Raw genomic sequence first — 24,256 nt, 5'->3', positions numbered from 1 at the left:
GCTAGACGGTCGCCATTTTCATGCCGGGTGTCGGTGCGCGCGCACGCACTGGCCGCGCATCCCGTCGTAGCCCGTCAGGCGCGGCGCCTTAGCGGGTGATCGGCTTGTAGCGCAGGCGCTTGGGCTTCGCGGCTTCCTCGCCCAGGCGATTGCGTTTGTCGGCTTCGTATTCCTGGTAGTTGCCGTTGAAGAACGACACCTGCGAGTCGCCTTCGAACGCGATGATGTGCGTCGCGATGCGGTCGAGGAACCAGCGGTCGTGCGAGATCACCATCACAGAGCCTGCGAATTCGAGCAGCGCGTCTTCGAGCGCGCGCAGCGTTTCGACGTCGAGGTCGTTCGACGGCTCGTCGAGCAGCAGCACGTTGCCGCCCGCGATCAGCGTCTTCGCGAGATGCAGCCGCCCGCGCTCGCCGCCCGACAGGTTGCCGACGTTCTTCTGCTGGTCGCCGCCCTTGAAGTTGAAGCGGCCGATGTACGCGCGCGACGGCGTTTCGTACTTGCCGACCGTCAGCACGTCGGCGCCGCCGGAGATTTCCTCGAACACGCTCTTGCTGCCGTCGAGCGCGTCGCGGCTCTGGTCGACGTACGCGAGCTTGACCGTCGGACCCTTGACGATTTCGCCCGAATCCGGCTGTTCCTTGCCCGTGAGCATGCGAAAGAGCGTCGACTTGCCCGCGCCGTTCGGCCCGATGATGCCGACGATCGCGCCCGCCGGAATCTTCATGCTGAGGTTGTCGATGAGCAGGCGGTCGCCATACGCCTTGCTGACGTTCTTGAACTCGATGACTTCATTGCCGAGGCGATCGCCGACGGGAATGAAGATTTCCTGTGTTTCGTTGCGCTTCTGGTATTCCTGGCTGTTGAGTTCCTCGAAGCGCGCGATCCGCGCCTTCGATTTCGCCTGGCGGCCCTTCGGGTTCTGGCGCACCCATTCCAGTTCCTTCTTGAGCGCCTTCTGACGCGCCGATTCCGTCGATTCTTCCTGCTTCAGGCGGTCCTGCTTCTGGTCGAGCCAGCTGCTGTAGTTGCCCTTCCACGGAATGCCGTGGCCGCGGTCGAGTTCGAGAATCCATTCGGCGGCGTTGTCGAGGAAGTAGCGATCGTGCGTGACCGCGACGACCGTGCCCGGATAGCGCGTGAGGAACTGCTCCAGCCAGTCGACTGATTCGGCGTCGAGGTGGTTGGTCGGCTCGTCGAGGAGCAGCATGTCGGGCTTTTGCAGCAGCAGCTTGCAGAGCGCGACACGGCGCTTTTCGCCACCCGAGAGGTGTTCGATCTTCGCGTCCCAGGCGGGCAGGCGCAGCGCGTCGGCGGCGACTTCGAGCTGCTGCTCGGGCGAGCCGCCGTCGCTCGTCGCGAGGATCGCTTCGTATTTGGCCTGCTCGGCGGCGAGGGCGTCGAAGTCGGCGTCCGGCTCGGCGTAGGCGGCGTAGATTTCGTCGAGCTTCTTCTGGGCGCTGAAGACGTCGCCGAGACCTGCTTCGACGGCTTCGCGCACCGTCTGCTGCGGATCGAGCTGCGGCTCCTGCGGCAGATAGCCGATGTTGAGATTCGGCATCGGCGTGGCTTCGCCTTCGATGTCTTTATCGACGCCCGCCATGATGCGGATCAGCGTCGACTTGCCCGAGCCGTTCAGGCCGAGCAGGCCGATCTTCGCGCCCGGGAAGAACGACAGGGAGATGTCCTTCAGGATCTGACGCTTCGGCGGCACGATCTTGCCGACGCGGTTCATGGTGAAGACGTATTGGGCCATTTGGGTTTGCGAGTGATTGCTGGATTGTCTGGATGAGCGCGCGGATTCCGTCTGCGGAAATTGGCGCCGGAATCATGTTCATGCGCGTCCGCCTGAGCCGCGCGGGAGGCCGGGATCGGGCCGTCGGCGCGCATTCCCGCCGTCGCGCGGGAGGAGGTGTCATTGTACTTCGTGGGGCGGGGCGTGCTGCGCGGCGGTTCGGAGGGCTTGCGTCGTCTGTCTTACTGCCAGCTTGCCACGCCGCCGTGCCGCGAACATGTTCCGCTGCGGTGGCGGCTGAAGCTATATGTGCCGTCGCGGCATTGCGCCGTCGCTCCATCCGGAGTGTGTCCCGAGCGCGAGCGGGCCGGCGCGTGCACGGTTTCGCCGTCGCGGTTGATATAGGTGCCGTGGTTGTCGAGCTCGGACTGATCCGGTGCGCCACGGTAGTAAGCGTGGGCGGAGGGGGAGCAGAGGGAGACCGAAACGGCAAACGTGAAGGAAAGCAACTGACAGATCCGTGCTGAGGGAAGCCGTGCCATTCGTTTTGTCTTGTTGGTGGGCCGGGCGTGGCTCAATTCTTTCGACGGCGATCAGATATCGAGCGCGTCGGGTTTTTTCGCGTGCTTCTTGTCTTCGGACATGAGCCGCCGTTCGACCTTCTTGACATCTTCGGCCGCGGGCAGACCTTCCGGACGTATGCCTCGCCCGAGCAGGGTCTTGCGCACCGCTTCGTTGTTGTTGACGTGTTCCCTTGATATCGCGCGTTCACTGTCGAGCGCATGCTGGCGCGAATTGAAAATGGTGATTTCCGCTGCAAAGTCCTTGGCTTTCAACACGATCGTCGGGGCGAAGTCCGCGAGAGGCCGGCTATCGGGAACATTCCATTGCGCTTTCATCGCCTGCGTGGATTTGCCGAAAAGTGCCTGATCGCCCTTGCTGCGAATGATGCCGAAATCCTGATTTCCACCCGTTTGCTCGAAGATGACATCGGATAGCTCTTTTTCCGTCGCTGTCAGCTTGACGCGCGCCGAGACGCGTTCGGCGTCGAGCAGTCGTTGTTCGATCAGTTCGGCACGACGGGTCTGCACGGCAAAGTAGGTCTGCGCGAACGCGATCTCCTGCTTCTTTGGATCTCCGTTCTGCGCGATCAGATAGCAGGCGTAGCGCGTCAGCATGATGTCATCGATCTCGCGCTGACTGCCCGAGCCGAGATCGACCATTTTGCCGACGTCGGCAAAATGGTCGGCGACCGCGTGTCCCGATACTTCACACGCGGTCTTCGCCTTTGTGACGACGTTCAGGAAGTTGTCCCATTTCGAATAGCCGAGCAAATGCTGCACATCACGTGCGAGCCAGAATTCGACACCGCTCTTCGTCCGCTGCGCATGTGCCTCGAAGGTATTGGTCAGGGAGTGGATCAGCTCTGTTTTCATGTGCGCTCCTTCTTGATCGTGCTTGTTGTGTTTGCTGTCAAAGCTCCACCGGCCCCTTGCGCAATCGTGCCATCCAGCGCTTGCGCGGAACGGACCGCCGAAAAAAAACGGAGCCCCTTTATCAGGGACTCCGCTTTCTTTGACAAGCGCTTGTGACAGTTCTTGACGCTCACACATTGAACAAAAAATTCATCACATCCCCGTCGTGCACGACATATTCCTTCCCTTCTGCACGCATCTTCCCGGCCTCTTTCGCACCCTGCTCGCCCTTGTAGGCGATGTAGTCGTCGAAGGCGATCGTCTGGGCGCGAATGAAGCCGCGCTCGAAATCGGTGTGGATCGCGCCCGCCGCCTGCGGGGCCGTGTCGCCGATATGGATCGTCCACGCGCGAACTTCCTTCACGCCGGCGGTGAAGTACGTCTGCAGCCCGAGCAGCTTGAAACCCGCGCGAATCACGCGATTCAGGCCCGGCTCCTCCATCCCGATGTCGGCGAGAAACTCCTGCTTGTCGGCGTCGTCGAGATCGGCGATTTCCGCCTCGATCGCGGCGCACACCGCCACCACCGGCGCGTTCTCGGCGTCGGCATGCTTGTGCACGGCGTCGAGGTACGGGTTGTTCTCGAAGCCGTCTTCCTTCACGTTCGCGACGTACATCGTCGGCTTGGACGTGATCAGGCAAAACGGCTTGATGAGCGCGCGTTCGTCGTCGGAGAAATCGAGCGCGCGGACGGGCTTCGCCTGGTCCAGTTGCGCGCGCACCTTCTCGAGCACGGCGACGAGCTTTGCCGCTTCCTTGTCGTTGCCCGATTTCGCGGCCTTCGAATAGCGCGAGAGCGCCTTTTCGACCGTGGCCAGATCGGCGAGCGCGAGTTCGGTGTTGATGACTTCGATGTCGGCGAGCGGGTCGATCTTGTTCGCGACGTGAATCACGTTCTCGTCTTCGAAGCAGCGCACGACGTGCGTGATCGCGTCGGTTTCGCGGATGTTGGCGAGGAACTGGTTGCCGAGGCCTTCGCCCTTGCTCGCGCCGGCGACCAGGCCCGCGATGTCGACGAACTCGACGACCGCCGGCAGGATGCGCTCGGGCTTGACGATCTCGGCGAGGGCGGAAAGGCGCGCATCCGGCACCTCGACGACGCCGACATTCGGCTCGATCGTGCAGAACGGATAGTTCTCGGCGGCAATGCCCGCCTTGGTCAGTGCATTGAAAAGTGTGGACTTGCCGACGTTGGGCAAGCCGACGATGCCGCATTGGAGGCTCATGGAATCCTTCGAACTGGTGAAACGGCGCGGGCCGCGAGGGTTTTCGCTGGTTTTCGCGCCCGGGCCGGGGCAAAAGGCCGCGGCCCGGGCGCGCAACGGGCACGCCGGGCGGCCACGTCGAGCGGCCGGGCAAACCGCTATTGTACCGCTGGTACCGGTCTAATCCGCTGCGCGGGGCGGCGCGGCCGTATCGCCGAACATCGCCGCTCACGAGCAACTGACGCACCGAACCTGTACCGCCGCCCGCTACGCCGCCCTTCCCCCGCAACCCCCGCAGCTATAATGCCCGCATGACTTCCCACCTTCAGACTTTCCACGCGGTCGTGGTCGGCGGCGGGCTCGTCGGCAAGACGGCGGCGCTCGCACTCACCCAGTCCGGCCTGCGCACGGCGCTCGTCGCATCGACTGCGGCGCCGCTGCCGCCCGGCGCCGCGTTCGATTCGCGCATCTATGCGCTGTCGTCGAGTTCGCAGGCGCTGCTCGAACGGCTGCGCGTGTGGCAGGCGCTCGACCGCTCGCGCCTCGGCCCCGTCTTCGACATGCGGGTCTTCGGCGACGCCCGCGCGGAGCTGCATTTCTCGGCGTTCCAGGCGTCGGTGCCGCAGCTCGCGTGGATCGTCGAATCGTCGCTGATCGAGCAGTCGCTCGACACCGCCTTGCGCTTCCAGCCGAATCTCACGTGGTTCGACTCGCGCGCGCAGGGCATGACCGTCGACGCCGCCGCCGCGCAGGTCACGCTCGCGAACGGCGAGACGCTCGAAGCCGACCTCGTTATCGGCGCCGACGGCGCGCATTCGTGGGTCCGCGCGCAGATGGGCGCGAAGGCGACGCGGCGCGACTACCGGCAAACGGGCGTCGTCGCGAACTTCAAGGCGGAAAAGCCGCACGGCGAGACCGCTTACCAGTGGTTCCGCGACACGGAAATCATCGCGCTGCTGCCGCTGCCGGACGATCACGTCTCGCTCGTCTGGTCGGCCCGCACCGACCACGCCGACGCGCTCATGAAGCTCGATCCGGCGCAATTGTCGGCAGAAGTGGAGAAGGCGACGGAGAACACACTCGGCAAGCTCGATTGCGTGACGCCCGCGCAGGGTTTTCCGCTCGCGCTGCAGACCGTGGACAGGCTGATTGCGCCGCGCGTCGCGCTCGTCGGCGACGCCGCGCATATCATTCACCCGCTCGCGGGGCAGGGCATGAACCTCGGTTTGCGCGACGTCGCGGCGCTCGCCGAAGTGATCGCGAACAAGGAAGCGTTCCGCGATCTCGGCGACCCGGTGCTGCTGCGCCGCTACGAACGCGCGCGTCGCGAGGACATTCAAAAGCTGATGGCCGCCACCGACGGCCTGCAACGACTCTTTTCCGTGCCGGGTACGCTGGCGCGCACGGTGCGCAACGCGGGCATGGCGCTCGTCGGGGCGCAGCCGCTCATCAAGCGCTGGCTGGTGTCGGCGGCGCTCGGCTAGGCACACGGCGCGGGCGAACCACGCCCGCGTCCTTCAGGAATCACAGGAAACCCGCATGAAAAACATCTTTCGCCCGGCCATCGTCGCGGCTGTCGCGCTCGGCGCGATTCTCGGCATCGGCTGCTCGGCCCAGGCCGATCAGACCACCGACAAGCTCAAGTCCACGCTGCAATCGCGCATGGGCGAAGCCGACATCAAGAGCATTCAGAAGACGCAGATTCCCGGCCTTTACGAGGTGAACCTCGGCTCGCAGATCGTCTACAGCGACGCGACCGGCAACTACGTGCTGCTCGGCGACCTCGTCGATACGCGCACGCGCACGAATCTCACGGAAGCGCGCCTCGCGGAAACGAACAAGATCGATTTCGCGAAGCTGCCGTTCGAGAACGCGGTGAAGGTGGTGAAAGGCAACGGCAGCCGCAAGATCGCGGTGTTCTCCGACCCGAACTGCCCGTACTGCAAGCAGCTCGAAACGACGCTCAAGTCCGTCGACAACGTGACGGTCTACACGTTCCTGTACCCCGTGCTGTCACCGGATTCGACGGTGAAGTCGAAGTCGATCTGGTGCGCGAAGGACCGCGCGGTCGCCTGGGAAAGCTGGATGCTCGACCACAAGGTGCCGGCGATGGCCAGCTGCGACACCGCCGCGATCGACAAGAACCTGAAACTCGGCCAGTCGATGAACGTCACCGGCACGCCGACCGTGTTCCTCGCCGACGGCCGGCGGCTACCCGGCGCGGTGCCGGCGGACCGGCTGGAAAAGGAGCTGTCGGCGGTGCGCTGATATCCGCACTATGCTCCACCGAGAGGCGCGCGAGGCGCCTCTTGTGATTTCTGGCCACGCCCGGTTCTGTCGGCGAAGGCCACGCGCGCGAGGCGCGACACCCATAAGAACAATGACCAAGAACAACGACTGAGAACAAGGACAGCACGATGAATCCGATCCAGTACAGCATCGTTCCGAAGAATCCCGCCGCGCACGTGTTCGAGGTGACGCTCACCGTCGCGCAACCCGATCCCGCCGGACAGCGCTTCATGCTGCCCGTGTGGATTCCGGGCAGCTACATGGTGCGCGAATTCGCGCGCAACATCGTGACGCTGCAGGCGTTCAACGCCGCGGGCCGCCGCATCGCGATCGAGAAAATCGACAAGCACGCGTGGCAGGCCGCGCCGCACGACGGCCCGGTCACGCTGCGCTACGAGGTGTACGGCTGGGACCTGTCGGTGCGCGCCGCGCATCTGGACGACACCATCGGCTTTTTCAACGGCACGAGCGTGTTCCTGGCGGTCGAGGGACAGGCGGATGCGCCGTGCGTCGTCGATATCCGGGCGCCGCAGGGCGCGGCCTACCGCAACTGGCGCGTCGCGACGGCGCTGCCTGAAGTGCGCGGCACGAAGCGCTACGGCTTCGGCACGTATCAGGCGGCGAATTACGACGAGCTGATCGACCACCCGGTGACGCTCGGCGAATTCGCGCTCGGCAGCTTCAGCGCGCACGGCGTGAAGCACGACATCGTGATTTCGGGGCGCGTCGTCGGGCTCGACATGAGCCGCCTCGCGGCGGATCTGAAGCGCGTGTGCGAGGCGCAGATCGCGCTTTTCGAGCCGCGCACGAAGCGGGCGCCCGTCGACCGGTACGTGTTCATGACGGTCGCCGTCAGCGACGGCTACGGCGGGCTCGAGCATCGCGCGTCGACCGCGCTGATCTGCAACCGCGGCGACCTGCCGGTGACGGGGCGCCCGGAAATGACCGACGGCTATCGCACGTATCTGGGCCTGTGCAGCCACGAGTATTTCCATACGTGGAACGTGAAGCGGATCAAGCCGGCGGCGTTCGCGCCCTATGATCTGTCGCAGGAAAATTACACGTCGCTGCTGTGGCTCTTCGAAGGCTTCACGTCGTACTACGACGACCTGATGCTCGTGCGCAGCGGTGTAATCGCCGCAAGCGACTATTTCACGCTGCTCGGCAAGACGATCGGCGGCGTGCTGCGCGGCAGCGGGCGGTTGAAGCAGAGCGTCGCGGAAAGCTCGTTCGACGCGTGGGTCAAGTACTACCGCGCGGACGAAAACGCGCCGAACGCGATCGTCAGCTATTACCAGAAGGGCTCGCTCCTCGCGCTCGCGTTCGATCTGTCGATTCGCGCCCAGACGGCGAACCGCAAGTCCCTCGACGATGTCATGCGCCTGCTCTGGCAGCGCTACGGCCGCGATTTCTATAACGGCAGGCTGCGCGGCATCGAGGAATCGGAAGTGGAGGCGCTGTTTGCCGACGCCACCGGGGCCGACCTGAAAAAGCTATTCCGCGACGGCGTGCACGGCACGCGCGATCTGCCGCTCGAAGCGCTCCTGGAGCCGTTCGGCGTGACGCTTGCCGCCGACGTCCCCACCAACGGCACGGCGGGCAAGCCGTCGCTCGGCGCGCGCGTGAAGGCGGGCGCAGCGGGTGGTGCGGACTGCGTGCTCGCGGTGGTCCACGAGGGCAGCGCGGCGCAGAAGGCGGGCTTGTCGGCGGGCGACGTGCTGGTCGCCCTCGACGGCCTGCGCGTCACGGGGTCCAATCTCGACAGCCTGTTGTCCCGCTATCTGCCGGGCGCGAAGGTCGAAGTGCACGCGTTCCGGCGCGACGAGTTGCGCCGCACGGATGTGAAGCTCGACGCGCCGGAAATCGCGCGCTATACGCTCACGGCCGCCGATGGCCGGGGCCCGGCGAAACAGTGGCGAGAGCGCTGGCTCAAGGGTTAGTGAAGCGGGCTAGAGAAGCAGGCTGAAGTGGCGTTATTCGGCATTTCGCCATGCCGACCCGCCCCGGTGCGGCGGATTGTTCTACCAGTGCAACAATCCGTCGCGAGTGCGCAGCTTGTTCCGGAGTGGCGAAAAAAGAAGAATGCATCCTGTCCGAGGCGCAAACGGCGCCCGAAACCCAAACGAAGGAACAGGAGCCACCATGACGACCATTCTGCAAATCAATTCCGCAGCCCGCTCGCAAGGCGCCCAATCGACGCTGCTTGCCGACGAACTCACCCTAAAGCTGCAACAGGCGAACCCCGGCGCGAAGACCGTCGTGCGCAACCTGCTGGCCGACAACCTCCCGCATCTCGACGACGCGACGCTCGGCGCGTTCTTCACGCCCGACGAAGAGCGCACTCCCGAGCAGAAGGCCATCAACGCCCGCAGCGCAGCGCTGATCGCGGAACTGCTGGCGGCGGACATCGTCGTGATCGCGGCGCCGCTGTACAACTTCGGCATCTCGTCGCAACTGAAGACGTACTTCGACTGGATCGCCCGCGCCGGCATCACCTTCCGCTACACCGCGACGGGCCCGGAAGGTCTGGTGCAGGGCAAGAAGGTGTACGTCGTGTCGGCACGCGGCGGCAAGTACGCCGGCACGCCGCATGATTCGCAGACGCCGTACCTGAGCTCGTTCCTCGGCTTCCTCGGCATGAGCGACGTGAACTTCATCTACGCAGAAGGCCTCGCGATGGGCCCGGAAGTCGCCAACGCCGCGCTGTCGGCGGCGCGCGACGCAATCGCCGCGGTGTAAGTTTCAGTCCTCACCGCAAGCAGCAAAAAAGCCCGCCGCGTCTTCGGACGCCGGCGGGCTTTTGTTTTCGTGCGCCTCGGGTTTCTTTCAGGCGAGCAGTTGCGGATTGTCGGGCAGCCGCCAGTCGATCGGCGTGCGGCCGTGCTTTTTCAGGAAGTCGTTCGCGAGCGCGAAATGTCCGCAACCGATGAATCCGCGATGCGCCGACAGCGGCGACGGATGCGGCGCCTCCAGCACGTAATGCTGCTTGCCGGTATCGGCGATCAGCGCGCGCTTTGCCTGCGCATGCGCGCCCCACAGCATGAAGACGAGGCTGTCGTGGCGCGTCGCGAGTTCGTGGATGAGCGTGTCGGTGCATTGCTCCCAGCCGCGTTTCGCGTGACTGCCCGCCTTGTCGCGCTCCACCGTCAGCGACGTGTTCAGGAGCAGCACGCCCTGCTGTGCCCACGAATCGAGACACCCGTGCTTCGGCGCGTCGAAGCCGAGGCTTGCGCTTATTTCCTTGAATATATTGCGCAGCGACGGCGGCGGCCGCACGGGCGATGGCACCGAGAACGCCAGCCCGTGAGCCTGCGGTGCGCCGCGATCCTCGCCGTGATACGGGTCCTGCCCGAGAATCACGATTTTCACGTCGTCCGGGCTCGTCAGGCGCAGCGCGCGGAATACGTCCGCGGGATAGACCGTCTTGCCCGCCGCGCGCTCGGCGTCGACGAACGCGCACAACGCCGCGTAATGCCTGCTTTCGATGAACGGGCGCAAGTGCCCGCGCCAGCCGGGCGGCAGCGCCTCGAACTGGCTTTCCAGCGTGGCGGTGGTTGCGGGCACGTCGAAAAGAGTGGACTGGTTCATTTCATTGCGCCGGGGGCGTCGTCTTCCGGCTGCTCGCGCAGCAGGTAGCCGCGCTGGGCCTTGCTGATGTCGTCCGGCTGCAGGTCGGGAAAGGCGCCTCGCAGGTGCGCGGCGAGTGTGGAAAGGGCGGCTTCGTCGCCGGACTTCAGCTCCAGCTCGACCTCGCTGATGGGCGACGTGCGCCGCCGTCCGTTGACGTCCGCGCTGACGTCGCCGAGATCGAGCGCGGCTTCGATCCGCGCGCCGTCATGCTCGATGTTCCAGAAAATGCGCGAAAAATCCGTGCGGAAGAGGGCGATCAGGCCGGGCGCCGCTTCTTTCAGCGCGCGGCATGCTTTTTCGTCGTCGCAGGCGGCGAGGAGCGCGCCGATATCGAGCGCGTCGCCCGGCACCGGCAGTTCCCATTCGTGCCGGCTGTGCAGGCCCGCCTTCGACTCGCCCACCGTCTTGTAGGTCTGAAGCCATTGCTGCGGCGTGCGGCGCAGGCGCAGCGCACTTTTCGCTTTCGCGAGCGTCAGCGCGGGCGTGTCGAAATAGACGTTCGCCAGCGCGATGGCCGTTCCCTCGCGTCCGGTGTGTTCGGCGAAGAATTGCGCGACCGCGTCGTGTTGCGACGCGGGCAGCGCGAGCTTGATCTCGCGTTCGATACTCAAAATGGCGGTTCCGGGAATGGTCAGATGAACATGCGCGCGAGTTCGGTGCCGGGGTCTTCGGCGCGCATGAACGCCTCGCCGACGAGGAAGGTATCCACGTGCATCGCGCGCAGCCGCTCGACGTCGGCGCGGCACACGATGCCCGACTCCGTGACGACGATGCGCTCGTCGGGAATCATGTCGAGCATGTTGATGGTCGTGTCGACCGATGTCTCGAAAGTGCGCAGATTGCGGTTGTTCACGCCGATCAGCGGCGTCTTGAGCGTGAGCGCGCGAACCAGTTCGTCGGCGTCGTGCACTTCGACGAGCACCGCCAGCCCGAGCGAATGCGCGTAGGCTTCGAGGTCCTGCATCTGCGGGAGCGTGAGCGCCGCGGCGATCAGCAGGATGCAGTCGGCGCCCATCGCGCGGGCTTCGAGCACCTGGTACGGATCGATGATGAAGTCCTTGCGCAGCACCGGCAGGCTGCACGCGGCGCGCGCTTCTTCCAGATACGCGACGCTGCCCTTGAAGAACTGCACGTCGGTCAGCACGGAAAGGCACGCGGCGCCACCTTTTTCGTAGGACCGCGCGATGTCGGCGGGCACGAAATGCTCGCGCAGCACGCCCTTCGACGGACTCGCCTTCTTCACTTCCGCGATGATCGCGGGCTTGCCTTCGGCATGCTTCGCACGCAGCGCGCCGACGAAATCGCGCAGATCGCGTGCGCTCGCTTCGAGCCGCAGTTCCTCGATCGGCGCGCTTTGCTCGGCGGCGCGGATTTCTTCGCGTTTGACCGCGATGATGCGGTCGAGAATATCGCTCATTGTCTGGTGTCCTTGATCCCGCTATTTCGAAAATTGCTGGGTAAAGCGTACCAGTTCGTCTACTTTTTCGCGCGCAGCGCCGCTCGCGATCGCCTCGCGGGCCACGCCCATTCCGTCCGCAATCGATTCGACCACGTTCGCCGCATAGAGCGCCGTGCCCGCGTTCAGCGTGACGATCTCGCGCGCGACGCACACCTTGTTGTTCAGCGCGCCGAGCAGCATCGTCTTCGATTCCTGCGCGTCCGCGACCTTGAGCGTGCGATTCGACACCATCTGCAAGCCAAAGTCTTCCGGATGGATCTCATACTCGCGCACTTCCCCGTGCACCAGTTCGCCGACCTTCGTCGCCGCGCCGAGCGACACCTCGTCCATGCCGTCCTTGCCGTACACGACGAGCACGTGCTTCGCGCCGAGCCGCTGCATCACGCGCACCTGAATGCCGACCAGGTCCTCGTGGAACACGCCCTGCAGCTGGTTCGGCGCGCCCGCCGGATTGGTGAGCGGCCCGAGGATGTTGAAGATCGTGCGCACACCGAGTTCGCGGCGCACCGGTGCGATGTTCTTCATCGCCGGATGATGGTTCGGCGCGAACATGAATCCCATGCCGGTTTCGGCGATCGATGCGGCAACCTGTTCCGGTGTCAGATCGATGTTCACGCCGAGCGCTTCCAGCACGTCCGCGCTGCCCGACTTGCTCGATACGCCGCGATTGCCGTGTTTCGCGACTTTCGCGCCGGCCGCCGCCGCGACGAACATGGTCGCGGTGGAAATGTTGAACGTGTGCGAGCCGTCGCCGCCGGTGCCGACGATATCGACGAAATTCGAGTTGTCCTCGACTTCGACGTGGTTCGCGAATTCGCGCATCACCGTCGCGGCCGCGGCGATTTCACCGATGGTTTCCTTCTTCACGCGCAGGCCCGTGATGATCGCAGCGGCCATGACCGGCGACATCTCGCCGCGCATGATCATGCGCATCAGGTGCAGCATTTCGTCGTGGAAAATCTCGCGGTGCTCGATCGTGCGTTGCAGCGCTTCCTGGGCAGTGATCATGATGGGCTCCTCCCCTCGCTTCTTTCGTTTCTTTCGTTTCTCGTAGCGCGCTCTTTGCGCGCGCTTGCTTCCTGCTCGTTCGATTTCGTTCGCTTATCTACGCGCGCTTGCCCTGCGCAGGACTTTTCACGAAGTTTTCGAGCAGCGCGTGGCCGTGTTCGGACAGGATCGATTCGGGGTGGAACTGCACGCCCTCGACCGCCAGTTCCTTGTGGCGCACGCCCATGATTTCGCCGTCCGGCGTCCACGCCGATATTTCGAGGCAATCCGGCAGCGATTCGCGCTCGATCGCAAGCGAGTGATAGCGCGTCACCTTGAAGTGCTTCGGCAGGTCGGAGAACACGCCCTTGCAGTCGGTTTCGATCTCGCTCACCTTGCCGTGCATGATGGTCTGCGCGCGCACGACGCGTCCGCCGAACGCCTCGCCGATCGCCTGATGGCCGAGGCAGACGCCGAGAATCGGCAGCTTGCCGGAGAATTCGCGCAGCACGTCGAGTGTGATGCCCGCGTGTTGCGGGTTGCTCGGCCCCGGCGACAGGCAGATGCGCGCGGGGTTGAGCTTCGCGATTCCGTCGAGGGTGATCTCGTCGTTGCGGTAGGTCTCCACGTCTTCGCCGAGTTCGCCGAAGTACTGGACCAGGTTGTAGGTGAACGAGTCGTAGTTGTCGATCATCAGAAGCATGGTCTTTCTCCGGTCAGAAGTCGATGTCGAGGCCGTCCTGCACCTGCTCGGCGGCGCGCAGCACAGCGCGCGCCTTGTTCTCGGTCTCCTGCCATTCGGATTCCGGCACCGAATCCGCGACGATGCCCGCCGCGGCCTGCACGTACAGATTGCCCTTGTGGATGAGTCCGGTGCGGATCGCGATGGCGAGATCCATCTCGCCCGAGAACGACAGGTAGCCGACGGCGCCGCCGTACAGGCCGCGCTTCACGGGTTCGAGTTCGTCGATAAGTTCCATCGCGCGCACCTTCGGCGCGCCCGAGAGCGTGCCGGCGGGGAACGTCGCGCGCAGCACGTCGTAGTTCGTCATGCCGGGCTTGAGCTTGCCCTCCACCGAACTGACGATGTGCTGAACGTGCGAGTACTTCTCGATGATCATCTTGTCCGTCACCGCAACCGAGCCCGTCTGCGCGATGCGGCCGACGTCGTTGCGCGCGAGGTCGATCAGCATGACGTGCTCGGCGATTTCCTTCGGATCGTTCAGCAGTTCGGTGGCGAGTTCGGCGTCGCGCTCGGGCGTGTTGCCGCGCGGCCGGGTGCCGGCGAGCGGGCGAATCGTGACGATCTGGTCTTCGGCGCGTTTTTCCTGCCGCACGAGAATTTCCGGCGACGCCCCGACGACGTGAAATTCGCCGCCGAAGTTGTAGTAATACATATAGGGCGACGGATTCAGCGAGCGAAGCGCGCGGTAGAGCGAAAGAGGATTGTCGCGGAACGGCTTGATGAGGCGCTGGCCGACCTGGACCTGCATCAGTTCGCCGGCCGCGATGTATTCCTTCGCGCGGCGCACCGCGTTCAGGTAATCCTCCTTGGCGAACTCCCGGTGCGTCTCGGTGCGCACGCTCGGCGAGGTCACCGGCGGCTGGACCGTCGTGCGCAGGCGCGCGCGCAGTTCGCGCAGACGCTGCTTCGCCTTCGTGTAGGCCTCGGGCACCATCGGATCGGCGTAGACGATCAGGTAGAGCTTGCCGGCGAGGTTGTCGATGACCGCCACTTCCTCGGTCAGCAGCAACTGGATGTCGGGCAGGCCGAGATCGTCGGGCGGCGCGGTGTTCGCCAGCTTCTTTTCGATATAGCGCACCGCGTCATAGCCGAAATAGCCGGCGAGGCCGCCGCAAAAGCGCGGCAGGCCCGGCCGCTGCGCCACTTTGAAGCGTTTCTGGAATTGCTCGATGAATGCGAGCGGATCGCCTTCGTCCGTCTCGATCGTCTTGCCGTCCCGGACCACTTCCGACACGCCGTTCTGCGCGCGGACCATGGTCCGCGCGGGCAGGCCGATGAACGAATAGCGTCCGAAGCGCTCACCGCCGACCACCGACTCCAGCAGGAACGAGTTCGCGCCGTTGCGTTCGGCCTGCGCGAGCTTGAGGTAGAGGGAAAGGGGCGTTTCGAGGTCGGCGAGCGCCTCGGCGATCAGCGGAATGCGGTTGAAGCCTTCGTTCGCCAGCGATTGGAATTCGAGTTCGGTCATGTTTCGATCCTTTACGTGTCGCGCGTCTTCGATTTATACGCGGCATCGGCCAAAAACTGGGGCGCTGCGGCAGGTTTTTCCGCGCTGGACCGATCCGGCGTTCAGATGTACCCGCGCTTTGCCGCACGCGCCGGTCCGGCGTTGCGCTGCACGGGCGTCGGGATGACGCGCGGCACAGCACAGACGACGGCACGGCGAATGATGCGGCTCGGACACGCCTCAAGCAGAACTCGAGGTAAGGCAAATCGGCAGGATCGGCGCGCGGATGCGCAACGAAGCAAAAAACGGATGCCGAAGCGTGGTGCTTCAGCGTACCTCAGGCGAGGTTAGCGCGACCAGCGACGCCAGGGCCAGGCTCCCCGGTCGATGGTGCTCAGACTCCGTTTTTTGTTCAGAAACATGAGGATGGACTATTCAGTCGGTGTAGGTGTGGGCGGTGCCAGGGTGGCGGCAATCGCCTGCGCTGCAGCATGCAGCGAAGAAACTATACCATCGGATTTTACTGTTTGCACAGCTTTGCCGTGGTTGTAGCCGTAGGGTACCGTCAGCGTCGCCATGCCCGCCGCGCGGCCAGCGAGCGCATCGTTTTCCGAATCGCCGACAGCCACCGTCTCGCGCGGCAGCACGTCGAGCCGCTCGCAGGCGGTCAGCATCGGCAGCGGGTCGGGCTTTTTCTGCGCGAGCGAATCGCCGCCCAGCACTACCTTGAAATAGCCGGCCAGGCCGAAATGCGTGAGCAGTTCGACGGCGAACCGGTGCGGCTTGTTCGTCACGCAGGCGAGCGCGATGCCGAGATCGCGCATGGCCTCCAGCCCTTCCTTCACGTCGGGGAAAAGCGTGGAGTGGCGGCCGTTGATCTTCGCGTACTCGCTCTGGTAGATGGCGAGGGCGTCGTCGAACTGGGCCGCCGCCTGCGACGGTGAAAAGCGCACGGCGAGCACGCTGCGAATCAGGTTTTCCGATCCCTTCCCGACGTAGCCGATCACTTCCGCGCGCTCGGTGGGCGGCGCGCCGATGCGGGCAAGCATTGCGTTGAGGGCCGCGACGAAGTCGTCGGCGGTGTCGACCATGGTGCCGTCTAGGTCGATGATCGCTGCGCGGATCGGCTTGTTCGTGAAGGCGGGAGATGCCGCCGCAAGGTCGCTCATTTTCGTGCTCCGGATTGGCTTTCGGTTTTCGCCAGTTCGGCGCGCATCTCGTCGATCACCGTCCGGTAGTCGTGCTTGCCGAAAATCGCCGAGCCGGCCACGAAGGTGTCCGCACCGGCCGCGGCGATTTCCGCGATGTTGTCCACTTTCACGCCGCCGTCGATTTCCAGATGGATCTCGCGGCCGGTCCGGTCGCGGTAGGCGTCGATGCGCGAGCGCGCCTCGCGCAGCTTGTTGAGCGCCTCGGGAATGAACGACTGTCCGCCGAAGCCCGGATTCACCGACATGATCAGCACCAGGTCGACGCGGTCCATCACGTGATCGAGATAATTGAGCGGCGTGGCCGGGTTGAACACGAGGCCCGCCTTGCAGCCGTGATCGCGGATCAGCGAGAGCGTGCGGTCGATGTGATCCGAACCTTCCGGGTGAAAACTGATCACATTGGCGCCGGCTTTCGCGAAGTCGGGCACGATCCGGTCGACGGGGCGCACCATCAGATGCACGTCGATGGGGACGTCCACGTGCGGGCGGATCGCCTCGCACACCATCGGTCCGATGGTCAGGTTCGGCACGTAATGGTTGTCCATCACGTCGAAGTGGATCCAGTCTGCGCCGGCCGCGACGACGTTGCGGACCTCCTCGCCGAGCCGGGAGAAGTCGGCGGACAATATGCTGGGAGCGATGCGAAATTGCGTCATGACGTGGGCCGGTAGCAATCGAAAGGCGTCATTTTAACGCGCGACGGCGTTCCGGAACGTAGACCGAACGGCCGGCGATGCGCCCGGAGCCGGCGCGGCGTGTTGCGGCGTCAGGCCGCATCAAGCAGAATGCGTCACCAACATGGCGAAGTAGGCCTGGTCGCCTCGAACCGGGGCGCCAGCATTGAATTGGAAAAAAGATGAGCCAGTATGAATTCAGCGTATCGGTGCAGACCCGTTATCTGCCCGAGCAGTCCGATCCGGATAGCCGCCAGTACGCGTTCGCCTACACGCTGACGATCCGCAATACCGGCGAGGTCGCGGCGCAACTGATTGCTCGCCACTGGATCATCACGGACAGCGACAATCACGTGCAGGAAGTGAAAGGGCTGGGCGTGGTCGGCCATCAGCCGCTGCTGCCGCCGGGCGAACAATTCGAATATACGAGCTGGGCGGTGATCGCCACGCCGGTCGGCACGATGCGTGGCGCGTATTTCTGCGTGGCCGAGGACGGCGAGCGTTTCGAGGCGCCGGTGGCGGAATTCGCGCTGCACATGCCGCGCACGCTGCACTGAACCCGAATCAGCGGCGCTTCGCCGAATCGTTCGCCCGGTTCTTCTTCTTGCCCGACGCCGTCCACACGACGATAAAAATCAGCAGGAGCAGCGCGACGAGCGACTCGAGCGCAAAAATCAGCATTGGATATTCGTCGAACAGATCAGACATGGCGGTTCCCATCAAGAACGAACATTGTATGCGTTTCAACCGCCCCGCCGCAGGAGCAGCGGGCTGGGCAGCTTCAATTGCAGCGGCGGTCCTGCTCGCGGCGTGTGGCGGCGGCAGCGCGGTCAAATCCGGGCTCGGCACGGCGCCCGGCGGCACGCCGATCGTCACGGGGCAGCGCGCCGCGGCCCGCCTGACCGCGGTGAGCTGGCAGCAGGTTCCTGGCTGGCAGGACGATTCCCTGATCGGAGCGACGGCCGCGCTGCGTCAGAACTGCAGCCGGCTCGCGCGCCAGCCGAACTGGCAGAAGGCCTGCGCTGCCGCGCAGCGTCTGGATGATCTCGACATGACGGCCGCCCGCGATTTCTTCGAAACCTATTTCACGCCGTTTCAGCTGGCGAACACCGACGGCACGCTCGACGGGCTCGTGACCGGCTATTACGAGCCCCTCCTGCGCGGTTCGCGCACGCGCCACGGCTCCTATCAGTACGCGCTCTACAAATGGCCGTATCGCTACAAGGCGGGCTCGGCGCTTCCGCCGCGCGCCCAGCTCGAGCGTTCGGGGGCGCTGGAGGGCAATGAACTGGTATGGGTCGACGATCCGATCGAAGCGTTCTTCCTGCAAGTGCAGGGCTCGGGGCGCGTCGTGATGGAAGATGGCAGCGTCATGCGGGTCGGCTTTGGCGGAACGAACAACCAGCCCTACAAGTCGATCGGCCGCGAGCTGCTGGACCGCCGCGAACTGACACCCGCGCAGGCGACGATGCAGGGCATCAAGGCGTGGGCGAAAGCGAATCCGGCGCGCGTCGATGCCTTGCTCGACGTCAATCCGCGCTTCGTGTTCTTTCGCGAAATGCCGGCGAACGACGTGATGCCCGCGAGCCTCGGGGACGGCCCGGTCGGTGCGCTAGGTGTTCCACTGACGCCGGAACGCTCGATCGCCGTCGATCCTTCGGCGATTCCGCTCGGCACGCCGGTTTTCCTTCAGACCACGCGCCCGCTGAGCAACTCGCCGATGAACCGGCTGGTGTTCGCCCAGGACACGGGCAGCGCGATCAAGGGCGGCGTACGCGCCGACTATTTCTGGGGTCTCGGCGACGACGCCGGCGACCTGGCCGGCCGCATGAAGCAGGGCGGCCGGATGTGGCTGCTGCTGCCCAATTCGTAGGTCCGTAGGTCGTAAGCCGTAAGGACACGGGCACGACGTTGGGGCCGGCGTTTCGAGGCCTTGACGCTTCGAAGATCTGCGGCGGCGCGCGAGCGCCGCCCTTCATCCCGCCGCCGACATCCTCACGCCTTCAGGTTTCTCCGGTCCACGACCCGCCGCGCCTTTCCGACCGACCGTTCGATCCCGTTGACCCCCAGCACGTTCACCACGGCGCTCACGCCGATCAGCGCCTTGATGTCGTACACGAGGGCGGCCTTGGCACTTTCGAGCGCGGCGAGATCGGGCGCCGTTTCCGGACACGGCTCGACATTGAGCGTCATGACGTCGAGCGGGCCTTCCTTGGTCAGCACGATCTGGTAGTGCGGCGCGAGCGCGTGGCGCTTGAGCAGCAGTTCCTCGATCTGGGTCGGGAACACGTTCACGCCGCGGATGATCATCATGTCGTCCGAGCGGCCGGTGATCTTCTCCATGCGGCGCATCGTGCGCGCCGTGCCCGGCAGAAGCCGCGTGAGATCGCGCGTGCGATAGCGGATGATCGGCAGGGCCTCCTTCGTCAGCGACGTGAACACGAGTTCGCCGAATTCGCCGTCTGGCAGCACTTCGCCCGTTTCCGGGTCGATGATTTCGGGGTAGAAATGGTCTTCCCAGATCGTCGGGCCGTCCTTGGTCTCCGCGCATTCCGACGCCACGCCCGGGCCGATGACTTCCGATAGCCCGTAGATGTCGACGGCATCGATGCCCATGCGCTTTTCGATTGCCGAGCGCATGTCGTTCGTCCACGGTTCCGCGCCGAAGATGCCGATGCGAAGCGAGCAGCTTGCCGGATCGAGGCCTTGCCGCTCCAGTTCGTCGGCGATCGACAGCATGTAGCTCGGCGTGACCATGATGATGTCCGGCCGGAAGTCCTGGATGAGCTGGACCTGCTTCTCGGTCTGGCCGCCGCCGAACGGAATGACGGTGAGGCCCGCGCGCTCGGCGCCGTAGTGTGCGCCGAGGCCGCCGGTAAAGAGCCCGTAGCCGTAGCTCACGTGCACTTTGTCGCCGCGGCGGGCGCCCGCTGCGCGGATCGAGCGCGCGACGAGATTCGCCCAGGTGTCGATGTCCTTCGCGGTGTAGCCGACGACGGTCGGCTTGCCGGTCGTCCCCGACGATGCGTGAATGCGCGAAACCTGCTCCTGCGGCACCGCGAACATGCCGAACGGATAGTTGTCGCGCAGATCCTTCTTGTGCGTGAACGGATAGCGCGCGAGATCGGCGAGCGACTTGAGGTCGCCGGGATGCACGCCAGCCTCGTCGAACTTGCGCCGGTACACAGGCGAATTCTCGAAAGCGTGCGTGAGCGACCATTTCAGGCGTTCGAGTTGCAGCGCGGCGAGTTCGTCGCGGCTCGCCTTTTCGATGGGCTCGAGCGGCAGCGGGGTAGTCATCGGATGTCTCCTTCTTGCTCGTTTATATGTCACGGGCCGGGTGCGCCGGCATCCGTCAATCTGGATTACTGGTTCAGACCGGAATCACGGTGCCTTTGATCTGGGCCGATTTGCCGCGAAACATGGCGACCGTTTCTCCTTCGCGATTCGTTACCCGGATGTCGTAGATGCCGGTGCGGCCGTTGAGGGTCTGTTCGATCCCCTCGGCCGTCAGGAGGTCGCCGCCCTTTACGGCTCGCAGGAATTCGATCGAACAGCCGGCGGCCACCGTGTTGATGTTGTATGAGTTGCAGGCGAACGCGAAGGTCGAATCCGCGAGGGTGAAGATCAGCCCGCCGTGGCAGATGCCGTGTCCGTTCAGGAAATCCGGGCGCACGTTCATTTGCAGGCGTGCGTAGCCGGGGCGCACTTCGATCAGTTCGATGCCGAGGGCGCGCGTGCACGCGTCGGATTCGTACATTGCATTGGCGGCTTGTTCGGCGAGTTGTTGTGGCGTCACAGGTGTCCCCAGAAATCTCACAGACCTTCGAAGCGCGGCGCGCGCTTTTCCTTGAACGCGGCGACGCCCTCGGCATAGTCATGCGATGCGCCGAGGGTGCGTTGCCAGTCGCGTTCGAGATCGAGTTGCTGGTCGAGCGTATTGTTCGCGCTTGCGCGGATCGCATGTTTGATCGCGGCGACGGCACCGGCCGGCTGCTGGGCGAGTTGCGCAGCCAGTTGCGCAGCCGACTGATGCAGCTCCTGATCTTCGACCACCCGCCAGACGATGCCCCACGCTTCGGCCTTTTCCGCGCCCAGCTTGTCGCCCGTCAGCGCCAGTCCGAGCGCGCGGGCTTCGCCCACGCGGCGCGGCAGGAGCCACGTGCCACCCGAATCCGGTACGAGGCCGATCTTCACGAACGCCTGGATGAAGCTGGCTGAGCGCGCGGCGAGAATCAGGTCGCAGGCCATTGCCAGATTGGCGCCGGCGCCCGCGGCCGTGCCGTTGACGGCGGCGATGACCGGCAGCGCCATCGCCTGCAGGCGGCGCACGAGCGGGTTGAAATGCTCGTCGATCAGGTCGCCGAGGTCGGTCATCGAACCCGGCGTGAAGTCGAGGTCGGCCAGATCCTGGCCGGCGCAGAAACCGCGTCCGGCGCCGGTAATGACGAGCGCTCGCGCATTGCTCGCCTCGATTTCGGTGAGCGCATGGCTCATCTCGCCGTGCATCGCGCGCGTGAAACTATTGAGCTTGTCCGGGCGATTAAGCGTGAGCGTCGCGACCCGCGAGTCGCCGTCGATGTGAAACAGGACCGATTTGTCGGACATGGTGGCTCCTTTCGTATCCGAACATTGAATGCATGGGCTTCGACGGGCTGCGGCCATGCATGTCGATACTAGCCGCAGCGCGTGGCGCTTTCCATCAGGCCGGACGGCATAAGCCGTCCGCGCGGTGTTTTGCCTACGCCGTTTGGCCGGCTTCCGCCGGGGACGCCTTCGGTGCAACATGCACTCTGCTTTGAACGACGCGAAAACGGTTCGCAACGAACGCGGCGTCCGCGAGCGCGGCATTCGCGGCGGGGTTCGCGCCCGTGCCGTGGAAGTCGGAGAACGCGGCTGACTGATTGACGAAGACGCCACCCGTCAGGTTGATCGACAGTGCGACACCGCCGAGGATCGCCGCTTCGTGCGCGGCCTCGATCACGGCGTCGTCGGTACTGTAGACCGACAGCGTGAGCGCGCCGTGCTCGGCCGCGATCGAGCCGGCGAGATCGAGCGACTGGGCGGTCGAATCGGTCGCGATGACGAACGAGACGGGGCCGAACCACTCTTTCGTGAACTTCGCGGAATCGGTGCGGGCATCGAGCTTGACCATCAGGGGCGAGCGGACGCGGGCGTCGGCGAACACGGGATGAGCGAGCGCCTGGCTGTCGACGAGCACGTCACCGAGCTGGCGGGCCTCGGCGATTCGCTGAATCACGCCGTCGTTCTGGATTGCGCCGGTCAGTTCCACGGCGCGCGCCGGGTCGGAAACGAGCTTCTCTACCGCGCCAGCGAGGGCTTTCGCGACGTCGTCGAAGTTCAATTGGCCCTCGCTCGTGCGGATGCCGTCGCGCGGTACGTAGATGTTCTGCGGCGCGGTACACATCTGTCCCGAGTAGAGCGCGAGCGAGAACGCGATATTGCGGGCCGCGGCCTTCATGTCGTCGACCGAGTCGATCACGATCTGGTTGACGCCGGCCTTTTCGGTGTACACCTGCGCCTGATGCGCATTGCGTTCGAGCCAGGTGCCGTTTTGCGTGCTGCCGGTGAAGTCGATCAGCTTGATTTCCGGGCGTTGCGCGAGGTCCTGAACCAGCGGACCGTCGTTCGGTTCGGTGGCAAGCAGCGTCACGACGTTCGGATCAAAGCCGGCTTCGCGCAGGACGTCGCGGGCAATGCGCACGGTGATCGCGAGCGGAAGGATCGCGCCGGGGTGCGGCTTGACGATGACCGTGTTGCCCGTTGCGAGGTCGGCGAACAGGCCGGGATAGCCGTTCCAGGTAGGAAAGGTGCAGCAGCCGAGGACGAGGCCCGTGCCGCGCGGCACCACGGTGAAGCGCTTTTGCATCGCGAGCGGCGGGTTCTTGCCTTGCGGCTTTTCCCAGTACGCTTCGGCGGGAATCCGGCGCAACTGGTCCCATGCGTACACGACCGCTTCCAGCGCGCGGTCCTGCGCGTGCGGGCCGCCCGCCTGGAACGCCATCATGAAAGCCTGACCGGTCGTGTGCATGACGCTGTAGCCGATCTCGAAGCTCGCGCGATTGAGGCGGGAGAGAATCTCGAGGCTTACGCCCGCCCACGCCTGCGGGCCCGCCGCGCGCCATTGGGTCTGGGCCGCGGCCGACGCGGCGAGGAGCGCGTCCGGCTCGGCCTTCGGATAGCGAACGCCGAGCGCGATGCCGAACGGCGACAGCTCGCTGCCGACGGTCTCGCCCGTCGACGGCTGGTCGAGTTCGAAGGTGCGGTTCAGGTGGCTTTTGAAGGCCGCTTCGCCTTCGCTGCTCGCCGTTTCCCCGTACACTTTGGGACTCGGCATCTCGGCAAACGGGCTCCAGTAGCCGCGCGTTTCAATGGCGGCGAGCGCTTTGTCGAGCGTCGCCTGGTGCTTCGTGAATAGCGGATGTGTCATGGTCGCAAGGGGCAGAGAGGAATGAGGGCGGCCGCTCGATTAATTAACCGACCGGTTGGTTTGGCAATGTTAGCATTATCGAGATGCGGACGCGAAGCGTTTTCGCGTCGGGTAAAACGTGTAAACAAATAGGAGATTCGAATGCCTTACGAGAACATTTTGACCGAAATGCGCGGCCGGGTCGGGGTGATCACGCTGAACCGTCCGAAGGCGCTCAACGCTCTGAACGACGCGCTGATGGACGAGCTGGGCGCCGCGCTCAAGCAGTTCGACGCAGACGACGACATCGGTGCGATCGTGCTCACGGGCAGCGAAAAGGCGTTCGCGGCGGGTGCCGACATCGGCATGATGGCCAGCTACTCCTATATGGACGTGTACAAGGGCGATTACATCACGCGGAACTGGGAGACGATCCGCTCGATTCGCAAGCCGATCATCGCGGCCGTAGGGGGCTTCGCGTTGGGCGGCGGCTGCGAACTCGCGATGATGTGCGACATCATCATCGCCGCGCAGACCGCAAAGTTCGGTCAGCCGGAGATCAAGCTCGGCGTGATTCCGGGTGCGGGCGGCACGCAGCGGCTGCCGCGGGCGGTATCCAAGGCGAAGGCAATGGACCTGTGCCTGACCGCGCGCTTAATGGACGCCGACGAGGCCGAGCGCGCGGGCCTAGTGTCCCGCGTCGTCGCCGCCGACCACCTGCTGGACGAAGCAATCGATGCAGCGACGGTCATTGCAGGGTTCTCGCTACCCGCTGTGATGATGGCCAAGGAGGCGGTGAACCGCGCGTACGAAACGACGCTGGCGGAGGGGCTTCATTTCGAGCGCCGGCTGTTCCATTCGCTTTTCGCCACCGAGGATCAGAAGGAAGGTATGGCGGCATTCGTGGAGAAGCGGAAGCCGGTGTTCAAGAATCGTTAAATTCTCTTCAAAAATCGCTTGCGGATGAGAG

24 protein-coding genes are annotated in these 24,256 nt (G+C 64.7%); 7 read left to right on the top strand and 17 right to left on the bottom strand.

What is annotated here, in order from left to right; translation table 11 throughout:
• Positions 1-88 precede the first annotated feature (88 nt).
• The 4 genes from ettA to ychF form a co-directional block, all read right to left on the bottom strand.
• Complete coding sequence (ettA, locus tag BG61_RS27575) at positions 89-1,756, bottom strand: energy-dependent translational throttle protein EttA (RefSeq protein WP_035936133.1); 1,668 nt, start codon at positions 1,754-1,756, stop codon at positions 89-91.
• 221 nt (positions 1,757-1,977) lie between these two features.
• Positions 1,978-2,277: a DUF3761 domain-containing protein gene (locus BG61_RS40405; protein WP_075584238.1), complete on the bottom strand. Its 300-nt coding sequence runs from the start codon at positions 2,275-2,277 to the stop codon at positions 1,978-1,980.
• Positions 2,278-2,328: 51 nt separating this feature from the next.
• The gene (dinD, locus tag BG61_RS27570) at positions 2,329-3,348 is read right to left on the bottom strand and encodes a DNA damage-inducible protein D (protein ID WP_233469236.1); all 1,020 of its coding nucleotides are present in this window, start codon (positions 3,346-3,348) and stop codon (positions 2,329-2,331) included.
• A complete protein-coding gene (ychF, locus tag BG61_RS27565; RefSeq protein ID WP_035936129.1) occupies positions 3,341-4,435 on the bottom strand; it encodes a redox-regulated ATPase YchF in 1,095 nt (364 codons plus the stop codon). Before ychF ends, dinD begins: the two co-directional genes overlap by 8 nt.
• A 290-nt stretch (positions 4,436-4,725) precedes the next feature.
• Here ychF and BG61_RS27560 point away from each other — a divergent pair, with 290 nt between their 5' ends.
• The 4 genes from BG61_RS27560 (at position 4,726) to BG61_RS27545 (ending at position 9,442) form a co-directional block, all read left to right on the top strand.
• Complete coding sequence (locus tag BG61_RS27560; RefSeq protein WP_035936127.1) at positions 4,726-5,898, top strand: UbiH/UbiF family hydroxylase; 1,173 nt, start codon at positions 4,726-4,728, stop codon at positions 5,896-5,898.
• 55 nt (positions 5,899-5,953) lie between these two features.
• Positions 5,954-6,682 carry a DsbC family protein gene (locus BG61_RS27555; protein ID WP_035936125.1) on the top strand — a complete coding sequence of 243 codons (729 nt, stop codon included), beginning with the start codon at positions 5,954-5,956 and terminating at the stop codon, positions 6,680-6,682.
• A 149-nt stretch (positions 6,683-6,831) separates the two neighbouring features.
• Positions 6,832-8,643 carry a M61 family metallopeptidase gene (locus BG61_RS27550; protein ID WP_035936123.1) on the top strand — a complete coding sequence of 604 codons (1,812 nt, stop codon included), beginning with the start codon at positions 6,832-6,834 and terminating at the stop codon, positions 8,641-8,643.
• A gap of 202 nt (positions 8,644-8,845) precedes the next feature.
• On the top strand, positions 8,846-9,442 hold the full coding sequence (locus BG61_RS27545; RefSeq protein WP_035936120.1) for an FMN-dependent NADH-azoreductase: 597 nt from the start codon (positions 8,846-8,848) through the stop codon (positions 9,440-9,442).
• A gap of 87 nt (positions 9,443-9,529) precedes the next feature.
• Here the strand turns inward: BG61_RS27545 and BG61_RS27540 are convergent, their stop codons facing one another.
• From BG61_RS27540 to rpe, 8 genes are all read right to left on the bottom strand, one after another.
• Positions 9,530-10,291: a uracil-DNA glycosylase gene (locus BG61_RS27540; RefSeq protein WP_035936119.1), complete on the bottom strand. Its 762-nt coding sequence runs from the start codon at positions 10,289-10,291 to the stop codon at positions 9,530-9,532.
• Positions 10,288-10,944 carry a CYTH domain-containing protein gene (locus BG61_RS27535; RefSeq protein WP_035936117.1) on the bottom strand — a complete coding sequence of 219 codons (657 nt, stop codon included), beginning with the start codon at positions 10,942-10,944 and terminating at the stop codon, positions 10,288-10,290. The genes BG61_RS27540 and BG61_RS27535 overlap by 4 nt, the downstream gene beginning before the upstream one ends.
• 20 nt (positions 10,945-10,964) lie before the next feature.
• Positions 10,965-11,750, bottom strand: a complete 786-nt coding sequence (trpC, locus tag BG61_RS27530) for an indole-3-glycerol phosphate synthase TrpC (protein ID WP_035936114.1) — start codon at positions 11,748-11,750, stop codon at positions 10,965-10,967.
• 21 nt (positions 11,751-11,771) lie between these two features.
• Entirely contained in the window at positions 11,772-12,803 is a 1,032-nt protein-coding gene (gene trpD / locus BG61_RS27525) for an anthranilate phosphoribosyltransferase (RefSeq protein WP_035936111.1), read from the bottom strand.
• 94 nt (positions 12,804-12,897) lie between these two features.
• Positions 12,898-13,482: an aminodeoxychorismate/anthranilate synthase component II gene (locus tag BG61_RS27520; protein WP_035936110.1), complete on the bottom strand. Its 585-nt coding sequence runs from the start codon at positions 13,480-13,482 to the stop codon at positions 12,898-12,900.
• 13 nt (positions 13,483-13,495) lie between these two features.
• Positions 13,496-14,992: an anthranilate synthase component I gene (gene trpE / locus BG61_RS27515; protein ID WP_035936107.1), complete on the bottom strand. Its 1,497-nt coding sequence runs from the start codon at positions 14,990-14,992 to the stop codon at positions 13,496-13,498.
• 410 nt (positions 14,993-15,402) lie between these two features.
• Positions 15,403-16,140, bottom strand: coding sequence for a phosphoglycolate phosphatase (locus BG61_RS27510; protein ID WP_035936099.1), 738 nt, complete (start codon positions 16,138-16,140; stop codon positions 15,403-15,405).
• Positions 16,137-16,838, bottom strand: coding sequence for a ribulose-phosphate 3-epimerase (rpe, locus tag BG61_RS27505; RefSeq protein WP_035936098.1), 702 nt, complete (start codon positions 16,836-16,838; stop codon positions 16,137-16,139). The genes BG61_RS27510 and rpe overlap by 4 nt, the downstream gene beginning before the upstream one ends.
• Before the next feature lie 200 nt (positions 16,839-17,038).
• Here rpe and apaG point away from each other — a divergent pair, with 200 nt between their 5' ends.
• Entirely contained in the window at positions 17,039-17,413 is a 375-nt protein-coding gene (apaG, locus tag BG61_RS27500; RefSeq protein ID WP_035936097.1) for a Co2+/Mg2+ efflux protein ApaG, read from the top strand.
• A gap of 7 nt (positions 17,414-17,420) precedes the next feature.
• Here the strand turns inward: apaG and BG61_RS44145 are convergent, their stop codons facing one another.
• Positions 17,421-17,564 (bottom strand): hypothetical protein, encoded by a 144-nt coding sequence (locus tag BG61_RS44145; RefSeq protein ID WP_035936096.1) that lies wholly within the window; start codon positions 17,562-17,564, stop codon positions 17,421-17,423.
• On the opposite strand from BG61_RS44145, the gene mltA reads away from it, so the two are divergent.
• A complete protein-coding gene (mltA, locus tag BG61_RS27490; protein WP_035936095.1) occupies positions 17,563-18,729 on the top strand; it encodes a murein transglycosylase A in 1,167 nt (388 codons plus the stop codon). The genes BG61_RS44145 and mltA overlap by 2 nt on opposite strands.
• Positions 18,730-18,851: 122 nt before the next feature.
• Here the strand turns inward: mltA and paaK are convergent, their stop codons facing one another.
• From paaK to paaN, 4 genes are all read right to left on the bottom strand, one after another.
• The gene (gene paaK, locus BG61_RS27485) at positions 18,852-20,156 is read right to left on the bottom strand and encodes a phenylacetate--CoA ligase PaaK (protein ID WP_035936094.1); all 1,305 of its coding nucleotides are present in this window, start codon (positions 20,154-20,156) and stop codon (positions 18,852-18,854) included.
• A 73-nt stretch (positions 20,157-20,229) separates the two neighbouring features.
• Positions 20,230-20,616: a hydroxyphenylacetyl-CoA thioesterase PaaI gene (gene paaI / locus BG61_RS27480; RefSeq protein WP_232256341.1), complete on the bottom strand. Its 387-nt coding sequence runs from the start codon at positions 20,614-20,616 to the stop codon at positions 20,230-20,232.
• Between the two features lie 56 nt (positions 20,617-20,672).
• Positions 20,673-21,464, bottom strand: coding sequence for a 2-(1,2-epoxy-1,2-dihydrophenyl)acetyl-CoA isomerase PaaG (paaG, locus tag BG61_RS27475; protein WP_035936090.1), 792 nt, complete (start codon positions 21,462-21,464; stop codon positions 20,673-20,675).
• A gap of 133 nt (positions 21,465-21,597) precedes the next feature.
• A complete protein-coding gene (paaN, locus tag BG61_RS27470) occupies positions 21,598-23,307 on the bottom strand; it encodes a phenylacetic acid degradation protein PaaN (RefSeq protein WP_035936088.1) in 1,710 nt (569 codons plus the stop codon).
• 141 nt (positions 23,308-23,448) lie between these two features.
• Between paaN and BG61_RS27465 the strand changes: the two genes are divergently transcribed.
• A complete protein-coding gene (locus tag BG61_RS27465) occupies positions 23,449-24,225 on the top strand; it encodes an enoyl-CoA hydratase (RefSeq protein WP_035936085.1) in 777 nt (258 codons plus the stop codon).
• The last annotated feature ends 31 nt before the right edge of the window (positions 24,226-24,256 follow it).

Origin of the sequence: Caballeronia glathei (assembly GCF_000698595.1) — a bacterium.
Taxonomy (GTDB): domain Bacteria; phylum Pseudomonadota; class Gammaproteobacteria; order Burkholderiales; family Burkholderiaceae; genus Caballeronia; species Caballeronia glathei.
The sequence above is the reverse complement of the archived record's forward strand: the minus strand, read 5'-3'. Positions and strand labels throughout refer to the sequence as shown.